Annotated in this window: 12 protein-coding genes and 1 riboswitch; of the genes, 7 read left to right on the top strand and 5 right to left on the bottom strand. The window is 38.3% G+C overall.

The annotated features are described in order from the left end of the window. Positions 1-365 precede the first annotated feature (365 nt). A complete protein-coding gene (gene cobA / locus FCI53_RS04245; protein ID WP_138416161.1) occupies positions 366-1,145 on the top strand; it encodes a uroporphyrinogen-III C-methyltransferase in 780 nt (259 codons plus the stop codon). 128 nt (positions 1,146-1,273) lie between these two features. Here the strand turns inward: cobA and FCI53_RS04240 are convergent, their stop codons facing one another. Next, a complete protein-coding gene (locus FCI53_RS04240; protein WP_138416160.1) occupies positions 1,274-2,074 on the bottom strand; it encodes a SurA N-terminal domain-containing protein in 801 nt (266 codons plus the stop codon). Positions 2,075-2,443: 369 nt separating this feature from the next. Further along, positions 2,444-2,542, top strand: a riboswitch (purine riboswitch). A gap of 213 nt (positions 2,543-2,755) precedes the next feature. Between FCI53_RS04240 and add the strand changes: the two genes are divergently transcribed. Further along, entirely contained in the window at positions 2,756-3,751 is a 996-nt protein-coding gene (add, locus tag FCI53_RS04235) for an adenosine deaminase (RefSeq protein ID WP_138416158.1), read from the top strand. A gap of 129 nt (positions 3,752-3,880) precedes the next feature. On the opposite strand, the gene pfkA is transcribed toward add, so the two are convergent. Then, complete coding sequence (gene pfkA / locus FCI53_RS04230) at positions 3,881-4,846, bottom strand: 6-phosphofructokinase (RefSeq protein WP_138416156.1); 966 nt, start codon at positions 4,844-4,846, stop codon at positions 3,881-3,883. A 335-nt stretch (positions 4,847-5,181) separates the two neighbouring features. On the opposite strand from pfkA, the gene FCI53_RS04225 reads away from it, so the two are divergent. After that, on the top strand, positions 5,182-5,799 hold the full coding sequence (locus FCI53_RS04225; RefSeq protein ID WP_246050005.1) for a histidine phosphatase family protein: 618 nt from the start codon (positions 5,182-5,184) through the stop codon (positions 5,797-5,799). 175 nt (positions 5,800-5,974) lie between these two features. On the opposite strand, the gene FCI53_RS04220 is transcribed toward FCI53_RS04225, so the two are convergent. Then, positions 5,975-6,523: a helix-turn-helix domain-containing protein gene (locus FCI53_RS04220; protein WP_138416154.1), complete on the bottom strand. Its 549-nt coding sequence runs from the start codon at positions 6,521-6,523 to the stop codon at positions 5,975-5,977. Between the two features lie 289 nt (positions 6,524-6,812). On the opposite strand from FCI53_RS04220, the gene FCI53_RS04215 reads away from it, so the two are divergent. Further along, positions 6,813-7,670: a VOC family protein gene (locus tag FCI53_RS04215; RefSeq protein ID WP_138416152.1), complete on the top strand. Its 858-nt coding sequence runs from the start codon at positions 6,813-6,815 to the stop codon at positions 7,668-7,670. A gap of 242 nt (positions 7,671-7,912) precedes the next feature. Here the strand turns inward: FCI53_RS04215 and FCI53_RS21325 are convergent, their stop codons facing one another. Both FCI53_RS21325 and FCI53_RS04210 read right to left on the bottom strand, forming a co-directional pair. Continuing rightward, a complete protein-coding gene (locus FCI53_RS21325; RefSeq protein ID WP_171038046.1) occupies positions 7,913-8,083 on the bottom strand; it encodes a hypothetical protein in 171 nt (56 codons plus the stop codon). A 56-nt stretch (positions 8,084-8,139) separates the two neighbouring features. Further along, positions 8,140-8,424 (bottom strand): hypothetical protein, encoded by a 285-nt coding sequence (locus FCI53_RS04210; RefSeq protein WP_138416150.1) that lies wholly within the window; start codon positions 8,422-8,424, stop codon positions 8,140-8,142. Between the two features lie 136 nt (positions 8,425-8,560). On the opposite strand from FCI53_RS04210, the gene FCI53_RS04205 reads away from it, so the two are divergent. From FCI53_RS04205 to FCI53_RS04195, 3 genes are all read left to right on the top strand, one after another. After that, entirely contained in the window at positions 8,561-9,274 is a 714-nt protein-coding gene (locus tag FCI53_RS04205) for a response regulator transcription factor (protein WP_138416148.1), read from the top strand. Beyond that, positions 9,252-10,628: a sensor histidine kinase gene (locus FCI53_RS04200; RefSeq protein WP_138416146.1), complete on the top strand. Its 1,377-nt coding sequence runs from the start codon at positions 9,252-9,254 to the stop codon at positions 10,626-10,628. The genes FCI53_RS04205 and FCI53_RS04200 overlap by 23 nt, the downstream gene beginning before the upstream one ends. 77 nt (positions 10,629-10,705) lie before the next feature. Next, positions 10,706-11,221, top strand: coding sequence for an LURP-one-related family protein (locus tag FCI53_RS04195; protein ID WP_138416144.1), 516 nt, complete (start codon positions 10,706-10,708; stop codon positions 11,219-11,221). Positions 11,222-11,891: the final 670 nt, after the last annotated feature.

Below are 11,891 nucleotides of genomic sequence, written 5' to 3'. Positions count from 1 at the left end.
CGAACTGTCGAGAGAGTCCTTGTCACGACAGTTTTAGCAAAAATATGGGCTCGTAACTGTCGAGAGAGCCCTTGTCACGACAGTTTGAGGAAAAATTAGGACTCGTAACTGTCGAGAGAGCGGTTGTCACGACAGTTTAAGGAAAGATTTGGTCTCGTAAATGTCGAGAGCTGCCTTATCAGGGTAGACTGAGCAAATTTAAAACCATGAAGCAGCCGCGAGAGCGTAAAATTTTTTCACAGCATTATTTTTCACTAATCTAATAAAGATTTGGCAAGAAGCTCGATAAAGTTACGTCAGTTTTTCGATCAACTACGACGTTTGAAATTCAACATAACAAACAGACATAAATGGAGGTAATCACGATGGGGAAAGTTTACTTAGTAGGTGCAGGTCCAGGGGATCCAGACTTATTAACAATTAAAGGGATGAAGGCGATCGAGGCGGCCGATGTTATTTTATATGATCGCCTTGTTAATGAGGAACTCTTACAGTTCGCCTCTCGACAGGCAAAGTTGGTGTATTGTGGAAAGACACCTGGAAACCATATCTTAACACAAGAAAAAATAAATACATTACTATGCAAATACGCCAAGCAAAATAAAACCGTCACACGGTTAAAAGGTGGCGATCCATTCATTTTTGGTCGTGGTGGAGAAGAAGCAGCCGTATTACAGAAACAAGGGATTGTTTATGAAATTGTTCCAGGTATCACAGCTGGTGTCGCTGCTCCAGCTTATGCTGGTATTCCTTTAACTCATCGTAATGTAAGTTCATCTGTTACCTTTATTTCTGGTTATAATCCGCAGAAGGATGACTCTGATGACTATTGGCAAAGCTTGGTGAAAAGTAGTGAGACCCTCTGTGTTTACATGGGAGTCAAACGTTTTCCTGACTTGTGTGATCGGTTATTGGAAAACGGTATGGATCCTCATACACCTGTTGCTTTCATTCAATGGGGGACAACAAACAAGCAAAAAACAGTTACAGCCACAATGGAAACGATCCACGACCGATTACATGAAGTAGAAAATCCGTCGATGATTATTATCGGTGATGTCGTGACCCTTCGAGAACAGTTGCAATGGTTTGAAGAAATCAAAAAATTAGAAGATGTGTCCTCCTGTAACCAGTTGTCTATGTAGGTGTTTGTGAATAAGAAACAACATATTGATTTGGAACAAAGATTAGAAATGGAATAAATCAAAAGAGCTGTTCACTAAGTAAGTGAACAGCTCTTTTTAATCAAGTAAATTTGTTATGTTAAACCAAATTATAAGTTAATGCTAACGTCAGCACCCTCACGTAGTTCTTCAATTAGTGTTTGGGTATATTCTGATTCTTTTTGACTTATAAGTTGTTGCTCTAGATCTGGTCTTAATTCGTCAAATGATGGAAGTTCTTGTTCTCCTCCCATTTGTTCTTGTTGTGCTTTTACTTGTTCATAAGCTTCTTGTAATTCTTCCTCTGTTGGCTCAAATTCACCAGCTTCATCGGCAATGAATTGGTCAACTTTTACTTGTGTTTCAAGCTGCGTCATGACTTCTTGCTCATCCATACCTTGTTCTTCAAGTGCAGCTATAAACTCATCTGTTGATTCAAGACCGTTTTGTTGAACTAATTCATCTAGTGTTTCATCTAAAGCTTCATCAGAAGCAGTATAATCACGATTGTCCGCTTCTTGAATAAGGAGTTCTTGTCCAACCATACCTTCAACTAATTGCTGTTTTAACTGGTCTTGATCAACTTCTTCTCCAGTCATTTGTGATTGCATAGCAGCTTGTTGGAATTGCGCTTCATAATTCGTTTTAAATTCTTCACCAGAAATTTCTTGACCATTAACTGTTGCTACAACATCAGGTACACCATCTAGATCTGCTTCAGGCATTTCAGGTTGTTCATTACCCTCAGCACCTTCAGGCATTTCTTCATTATTTTCAGCAGGCGTCTCCTCCTGTGTATTTGTTTCTTCATTATTTTCTTCAGCTGCGTCGTCCCCACCATTACATGCTGCTAGTCCAAATACAGATAAACTAAGGGATAGCGCCATAATCCATTTTTTCTTCAATGTCATTCTCCTTTCATATATCGTAGGTGCAATTCTAACATATTCTCACTATATGTCTAACCTCGAAAAACATAGAAAAATGTATTGTTACAATGCTCGTAATACAGTTAGACCCTGTCCTAGTGGGCTTGTTTACCAGTGATTGATCATTTAAAAAAAGGAATGTGTAAAAAGTATGTAAATAGTATTTCCTTTTCTATTTATCCTACATGTACAAGGTAGGAAGAATCCCAACTAACAGTGAGCCTTTAGGTCATACCCATGAGCTACTTACAATTAGTAAGGAATGAAGCACTCCACTGATGGAATTTTATCTGTTCGATGTGTCATACATATTGACAAGGCGGACTTTCTTTATTAATCTATATATTATCGTTAATAAAACCATTAATCATTCGTATAACCCCAATAAGATGGTTTGGGGGTCTCTACCAGGAACCGAAATTCCTGATTACGAAGAATTTACAGGATCATTGTATTTTCTTCGTAGTCAGGAATTTTTTTTATCCCAGGGCAACTGTCCGTAAGACTCCCACTTCAAAAAATGAAGTGAAACGAAGAAGTTTTAGCGGGAGTAAAACTTTCGCTTTCACCCGAATGGTTCAACTAACACTCAGTGGAGGAAAGCAAAAACCCCCCACTGAGTGAAGGTTCACTTTATTACAATATACTTTTTTGGAGGTCAAAATGAACTTTTTAACATTACCTAAAATTGAACTACACTGTCATTTAGATGGAAGTCTTAGGGCTGAAACAATTATTGATATCGCAAACAAAGAAGGTATTGAGTTACCATCCTATGATAAAGATGAACTACAACAGGAGTTGGTTGCTCCGTTAGAATGTGAATCTCTTGATGAATATTTAAAAAGATTTTTTCTACCAAACATGGTTATGCAATCGAAGGAGAACCTAAGAAGAATAACTTTTGAGCTATTTGAGGATGCAGCTAGGGAAAATGTGAAGTATATGGAAGTTAGGTTTGCCCCGTTACTTCATACAGTAAAAGGGCTTGATGTAAAAGAGATTATACAAGGTGTTATAGAAGGGATGAGGGAAGCAGAAAGTTGCTATGAAATAAAGGGGAATATTATCCTATCTTGTATGAGGACGATGTCTCCAGAAAGCGCTTTTGAGGTAGTTGAAAAGGGAAAACAGTTCCTTGGAAAAGGTGTAGTGGCAATTGATTTGTGTGCATCGGAAGAAGAGGGATTTTGTGAGAGATTTGTAGAGCCAATCGCATTAGCAAGAGAGTGTGGTTACAGAGTTACCATTCACGCCGGTGAAACAGGATCTGCCCAAAATGTGATTGATGCTGTTAAACTGCTGGGTGCTGAAAGAGTAGGACACGGAGTATTTATTAAAGATAGTGCGGAGGCTTATAAACTTGTAAAAGATCACAACATCTTCCTTGAAATGTGTCCAACAAGTAATGTCCAAACAAAAGCTGTTCATCATTATTCCGATCATCCGATTTATAAGTTTCATGAAGATGGAATAAAAGTGACCATTAATACGGATAACAGGACAGTTTCTAATACTACAATGGCAAAGGAAATCGATGTAGTCGATGAAGAATTTAGTATAAGTAAACAAGATTATCAGAAAATTTATGTGAACAGTGTTGAAGCATCGTTTGCCGACCAAGAAACCAAAGAATGGTGCCTGGCTCAATACGAATAAAAGCTAGAGCGGCTTGGTCATCTCAAACAAACTTAAGAAAAGTATCAGTGTGTCCCTTTTTGAGTTTTGACTAAGACCCCCAAACGGCTGGTTATGATCCAGGCGTTTGAGGGTTATTCTGTAAACAAACTATACAAGATCTTCGAAGATTTCATATAATTTGGGGTCAAGTTCGTCTTTTGTTTCAAATATTTCATTAAATGTATGGTAGGTAATTTTGTTGTTTTCCATACCTAAGGCAACGCCTGCAATCTCTTCTTTAATTAGTTCAATAACTTTATTGCCCATGCGACTGGTAAAAATTCGATCGAAAGCAGACGGTGTCCCACCGCGTTGAATATGACCTAATACGGTTGCCCTTGTATCTAAATTTGTGTGATCTCGAATGAAGGAAGCAACGTCTTCTGCAGTTCCGGCACCTTCTGCTACCATTACGATACTATGATTTTTTCCTTGGGCAAATCCCTCCTGCAATCGTTTGGACACTTTTTCAATGTCCCATGGTAATTCAGGAACAAGAATTGCATCGACACCACTTGAGATCCCTGCTTGAAGGGCAATATCTCCACAATTTCTTCCCATAACTTCTATTACGCTGACTCGTTCATGGCTGCTCATCGTATCACGTAAGTTCCCAATTGCATCTGTTACCACGTTAAGTGTAGTATCAAAGCCAATCGTATAATCGGTTAAAGGAATATCGTTATCAATTGTTCCTGGCAGCCCATAGGTTTTGATTCCTTTTTGTTGCAGTGCCGCAGCACCTCGGTAACTACCATCCCCACCAATGACAACAAGGTAGTCAATCCCAGCATCATTTAAATTGTTCAATGCTTGTTGTTGTCCTTGTTCGGTTTTAAACTCCTCGGACCGAGCGGACTGTAAAAACGTTCCACCGCGATATAGAATATCCCCTACATCTTTTAACTCTAACGGTGTAAAATCATTTTCCATTAACCCTTTATAGCCTCTTTTAATGCCAATCATGTCAAAGCCATTGTGGATCCCGGTTTTGACAACGGATCGAATTGCGCTATTCATACCTTGTGAATCGCCACCAGATGTTAGTATGCCTATCTTGGTCATATGGTTCATCCTTTCTTTTACCCTGTTATGTATCATGAACACCTAAGTCTTGAATATTTATCCTGCATGTAACTGGAAGTAATCCCCCATTCAATCTACGAGGTGAAATTTAAGAAGATATGTGAGGGGCGGGCTGCCAGTAAAAGTCCGATGTTGTTCAAGAGCCTGTGGTTCTCTTCTTACGGTGCTAACACTCAGTCGGGGTGAAAGAATCCCCCGCTGAGTAAGTTTCATTTTATTATGTGAAGAATTTTTTTTACTATACTTGGAGACTTGGATTCACATCACAGTCCTTAAGACAATGACATATAATGGTGTAAAAGAATGTGAATGAGGGATATTTAGTGTATACGGGAAGGAACGAACAAGATTCATTGATTCATGTTGGAAACCGTCAGCTAAATGCTCTATCGCTAAATGAGATGGTGGAGTCCCTTTCGGTAGGGGGATTTATATTATATGCTCGGCATGCTGAAGCCACTGTTGGGAGGGACCAACCGAACCTTCATCTCCAAGACTGTTCGACCCAACGGAATCTTTCTGATACAGGAAGAAGGCAAGCTATTACTTATGGTCAAGTATTAAGAGATCTACGTATCCCTGTTGTGTACCCTGTGTTAAGTAGTCCCTTTTGTAGAAACGTGGAAACAGCAGCATTGGCATTTGGTTCTGATTATGTGCAAATCGATCCATTGTGGGTTCAAGTATATAATTTAAGTACGAATTTAAACCAAATGCAACAAAATCAACTATTAAATCAACTACAAACGAAATTTGAATCCATTCCGCAACAAGGGACAAATCAAGTAATTATAGGACACAGTTTTCCAGCTAATATCGGATTGGGGCCAATTTCGAATATGGGTACTGTCGTAATACAACCACACGGGCAGGGGTATGGATTTGAAATTGTAGCACGCCTATCACTTGAACAGTTGACCCAATTAAGTGATGGTAAATGAAATTGTGAGTTCGTTTAGCTAAACAAGGGGAGGGAAGACGATAGTTGCAGGTTATAATTATTTCGGGGTTAGCTCTAATGAATGAAACAAGGCTTGGTTAAAGGAACTGATTTTATATAAAAACAGTTCCTTCACTTTGTTAAGGTCAAAAAGTCACACTGATTGAGATTTTACTTTATAACAGATCATCAAGTTCTCTTTCTGTATAGACAGCAATTAATGCAACGGCTGGTTCATCCCCAATATTTTTTACATAGTGCGGAACGCTTGCATTCCAACTAAATGAATCCCCTTCTTCTAGGATTACGGAATCTTCACCTTGTTCAGCCAGTATTGTACCAGATAATACTAGGTGAGATTCCTCCCCTTCGTGTGCATGTGGCTCATCTCCGGTAGAGGTATGAGGAGGAATGGTGACGCGTTTTAATGTCAAACCACCTTTAGATGTTAAACGTTCAACCAATATATTTTGTTTATTGTGTGTTGTGATTTCTCTTTCATTTTTTCGGACAACTCGCATGCGTTGTTCTTTTTCTAACAGGAGATATGGCAATGGGATACCTAAAAATTGTGCGACGGTTTGTAAGGTATTAATAGAAGGAGAAGTATTGTTATTTTCCATATTACTAATAAATCCTTTCGAAAGACCTGTCCTCTCACTCATTTTCGCAATTGTGATTTTCTTTCTTTTTCGAATTGATCGAACTGTTGATCCTATATCCAAATGATTCACCTCAAATGTTTCGTAATAAGCAACTTATTTACATATTACCAAAAAAATCGTTGACAATCCATGGTTCTTTTGTTACCTTATAGGAAACTTAAGTTCATATAGGTAAACGATATGAGTTGAGTGCATGTACTATGCGTTAGATCAAATATTATCTACTAATTAAGCTCAACTAACGAACAAAGAAACAAGTGCTTCCTAAAATGTTGTATGCTGTCTATTTTAGAGAATATGTAACATAGTGTGATGAACAGGATTGATTGTAGGATGGAGGATATAAACGATGGAATCAAAATTTTTCCGTGAACCGAATACGTATGTAGAGGATGTAATGTTAAAGGTGCTGGATTTGAAGCGGTCACTTGAGTTTTACCAAAACATCTTGGGCTTTCAAATTTTGGAACAAAAAGAAAGCACGGCGAAGCTAACGGCAGATGGAGAAAAGGCGTTAATTCATCTAGAACAACCAACAGGAGTAGCAGCCAAACAAGGTCAAACAACAGGGTTGTATCACTTTGCCATTTTAGTACCTAATCGTCTAGAATTAGCGAAAATTTTAAAACACTTTGTTGAAAACAATGTCCGTTTAGGAGCATCCGATCACCTTGTAAGCGAGGCGTTATATTTAAATGATCCTGATGGTAATGGAATTGAAGTGTACCATGATCGACCATCATCTGTTTGGAAATGGGAAAACGATCAAGTAGCGATGACAGTTGATCCACTGGATGGTGAAGGGATTTTAGCAGAGTTAAATGGTGAAAAATGGGAAGGTCTTCACAAAGATACGGTGATGGGGCATATCCACTTGCATGTGTCCGATTTGAACAAAGCGAGAGAGTTTTATGGTGAAGGACTTGGTTTTGATGTTGTATGTAAGTTAGGAAGTCAAGCCATCTTTATTTCGACTGGAAGCTATCACCACCATATAGGCTTGAACACTTGGGCAGGCGAAGGTGCACCAGCGCCCTCAGAAAATAGTGCAGGAATGAAGGCTTATACCCTGGTATTTTCGGATAAGCAGACGAGGGAGGACAAAGTAAAACGGCTACGTGGATTGAATTATCATGTAGAGGAAAAAGATGGGACGTATATTGCTTATGATCCGTCTGAGAATTGTGTTGTTTTAGCGGTTAATTAGAGCGCATTTGCTATATTATGTTCATTAATCTTAACTTTCCTTTATAGGATGAGTGTATATAAATCGCTATGGAAATACACAACGTCTTCCGTAGCTGGTAAAACACGGACAATAGTATTTAATCGTGCACATTTAACGGACAATCTCCTTTAGATTATGGAGTTTTCCAATGGCACCTCATATAACTTTTATGTTGTAACAATGAAAGCTTGGATAAGATGTGCATCCTATCCAAGCTTTCATTATTCTTGCTTATTATTTTTTGTTTGGTCTTGGTAACTATGTTTTAATGCCAATTTGACAGCATAATAGACAACAACAGCGATAACCGCTAGATTTAATAGACCACCAATCAGTCCGTAGCCTAACATACTGCCAAAACCGTAACCACCAAAACCCCCCATACCCATCAAAATATTTCACCTCATCTTTTGTTATTGTTCGATTACATTAAACGGTACATGCCTCGTTAGAAACCCATCATTCCACGATGATTTTGTTGATTTCCTAGTGTCATGCCATTTTGTTCTTCGAAACGATTGTCATTATTTTGCATGTAGCCATTCTCGCCATGGCAGTCGTTAAACATTTGTTGTTGTTGTTCTGTTGAGAAGTTTGGATGCATTTGTTCCATATATGGTTGCATATCTTCGAAGTTGAACCATTCATTTCCGTTGGTCTGAGCAGATACATAAGTTGTAGCACCACCTAAAATTACTGCTCCTATTATAATGCTAATGACTAATTTTTTCATTTAAATTCTCTCCTTTCATCGATTAATTTCATCATACAGAAAGCAAATGTAGATCCTATGTAGAACTTGTGTGGAAGTTGTGAAGATTCTCGAATTTTTAGTTGGAAATGGTAAGATGTAAACGAGGTGAACGTTTATGACAAAAATATTAGTTGTAGATGATGAAAAAATGATTATCGAAGTATTAGAAGCCTATTTTGATAAAGAAGGTTGGGAAGTTTACCGTGCAGCAAATGGAATTGATGCATTGAAAAAAGTAAAGGAAGTCAATCCAGATCTCATGATATTAGATCTAATGTTACCAGATATTTCTGGTGAAGAAGTCTGTCGGTTAACCCGCAAAGATAACGATGTTCCGATTATTATGTTGACAGCTAAATCTGCTGAAGATGACCTTATTAATGGAATTGTGATTGGGGCGGATGATTACGTGACGAAGCCTTTTAGTCCAAGGGAAGTGGTCGTGCGGGCTAAAGCAATTTTGCGAAGAGTAAGCAAAACGAACATATCGAATCAACTGTCCTTTAATGATGGACATTTATGCATCGACCCCGTTAAAAAACAAGTCACATTACAGGGGAATCCACTATCCTTAACGCCAAATGAATATAAGATTTTAGTTGCGATGGCGAGCTTCCCTGGCCGTGTGTACAGTAGAGCGGATTTATTGGAAAAAATCACAGAAGACGGTGTGCTGTTTGAGGGATATGAAAGAAGTATTGACACGCATATCAAAAATTTACGCAAAAAGGTCGAGGGTGATTCACGTCAACCAACTTATTTGCTAACCGTTTTTGGGATGGGATACAAGTTTGGAGGTACACCAGATGAATCTATCCCTTCGAACTAAAGTCGTAATTGCTCTATTAATCGTGTCGTTATCAGGTATTTTTATAACAAGTTTTGCAATCTTTTTTGGTGTGGAAAATCAATTTACTAACTATGTGGAAACAAACCGAGAAAAAAATATTGCTTTGGTTCAAGAAGAAGTGGTAAGGCATTATCAAGATACGGGGAATTATGTAGACGCCCAAATGACGAACTTCTTGCATAATCAAGCGATGACTGAAAACTTATTTTATAAATTATATGATCGGAATGGAAATGTTGTGGTGGATACGACAAAGATGCGTGGAATGATGGAAGGAAGAGGAATGAGTATGATGGGGGGGATGCATTCGAACCAATCAACGTCTTATCAATCATCAACCTTTGACTTAACTGTTTCAGATAAAACGATTGGGAAGATGGAAGTTTTCTATCCGACAGAATTCATTGGAGAGGATGTTACCTTCTTAAATTCAATTAAGCAAAATATTTACATTGCCCTACTTGTTACGGTTATTTTATCGATATTGTTTAGTGTCCTGTTCTCTCGACAGTTAACGAAAGGTTTTCAACAGTTAGCCAGTGCGATTCAAAAGCTACGTGATCACGAGTGGCGTGTTCGACTCCCTGTAGAAGGATTGGCACCGGAAATGAAAGACTTAGGTGAGTCGTTTAATGAGTTAGCTGAATCGCTTTTGAAAGAAGAATCGCTGAGAAAGCAGTTTACAGCCGATTTTGCCCATGAACTCAGAACTCCACTTGCGACATTACGAAGTCAACTCGAAGCCTATCAAGATGGCATTTGGGAACCGACACTAGAAAGGCTTCAGAAAAGTCATGGGGAATTAATGCGACTTGTGCGTCTTGTCAATGAATTAGAAAAACTTATTGCGGCAGAAAACCCACAAGTTAAGTTAAATAAAACTGAGGTAGAAGTAGGGGCATTATTAAATTTGCTAGAACATCAATTTCATCCAGCTTTTTTAGATAAAGGGGTAATGTTAAGTGTACAGCAGCTTGATCAACAGCTCTATTTACAAGTTGATCGTGATAAAATCATCCAGATCCTGACTAATGTGATAAATAATGCACTGCAATATACTCCAAGCGGAAGAAGTGTGACAGTGAAAATGAATGAATCCGAAAAATATGTAGGGTTTATTATTCAAGATCAAGGTACAGGTATACATGAAGAGGATCTCCCATATTTATTTGAACGTTTTTATCGTGGGGATAAGTCCCGTGACCGGGCAACTGGTGGGATTGGAATTGGCCTATCGATTGTGAAGGCGTTAGTCGATGCTCACCGCGGTATTATTGAAGTAGACAGTGAAGTTGGTATCGGTACGACGTTTCGTATTTGGTTGCCGAGGTAATGGTACCATCATCAAAAATGAAACCATTTTCTAGTAAAATCGTATGAATATGTAAGCTATAAACAAAGGGGGATACGATGGCAGAATCAATTATTTATTTTTCGGATAACTTTTTTTCTGCGGGAGTAACAGAGATTTTTAATGGAAGTGGAGATAAAGTTGGATCGCTCGATTTGAAGAGTGCGTTTACTTCAAGTGTTAATGTGTTGGACCAAGATGACAGATTGGCAGTAAAAGCGCATTTTCCATTTTTTTCACGCCGGTGGGTAATCGAAGACCATGAGGATAAAGCCATTGGTGAATTAAGACAACGTTTCTCATTTTTTACGAGAAAGTTCGAGTACCATTCCAATCAACATGGACTCTATGAAATCGAAAGTGAGGCATTTTCGAGAGAATATCAAATTATTGATGAAAATGGTGAATTGACGGCGGAATTCAAAAAAATTAGTGGGCTATTCGAAGCCCCAGTTTACGAGTTAAATCGATTTGCAGATAAACTGTCTAATGAAGAATTGATTGCAGCAATCATGGGGGTATATATGATTCATAAGCGGAATAATTCTGCAAATGCAGGTGGTGGAGCAACATAATCGTGTTGTGTTTTTATAGGAGGTCCTTCCTAACCTCTTATGGTGACACGATGCAGAGATGATGACGTATTCCGAGAAGAAGACATTTCATTTGATACAAAAGAACTATTAATTGGAAACTATGATGTGAGAAGGGGAGCTTGCTACATCCTTTACATTGAAGCCATATGAGGCACGTGTTTATAAAGGTGTATGATAAAGTTTTGAGGCGCAGTACGTTAATACGAGTTGCGCCTCTTTAGTTATTTGAAATCGTCCCAAATGTAGACGAAAAGGTGATAAATGTGCACATTAGGAGTTAAAAAAGCCAAAGATATAGACGAAAAGGCAATAAACGTGTACATTAGGAGTTGAAAAAGCCTCAGATGTAGACGAAAACGTAATAAATGTGCACATTAGGAGTTGAAAAAGCCTCAGATGTAGACGAAAAGGCAATAAACGTGTACATTAGGAGTTGAAAAAGCCTCAGATGTAGACGAAAACGTAATAAATGTGCACATTAGGAGTTGAAAAAGCCTCAGATATAGACGAAAGGCAATAAACGTGCGCATTAGGAGTTGAAAAAGCCGCAAATATAGACGAAAACGTAATAAATGTGCACATTAGGAGTGAAATTAACCTCGATGTATGCAAAAAACATTAAACCGATACCACATGACCTTAAAATCAC

The organism is Aquibacillus sediminis (genome assembly GCF_005870085.1).
In the GTDB taxonomy this organism is placed as follows: Bacteria; Bacillota; Bacilli; order Bacillales; family Amphibacillaceae; genus Aquibacillus_E; species Aquibacillus_E sediminis.
The sequence above is the reverse complement of the archived record's forward strand: the minus strand, read 5'-3'. Positions and strand labels throughout refer to the sequence as shown.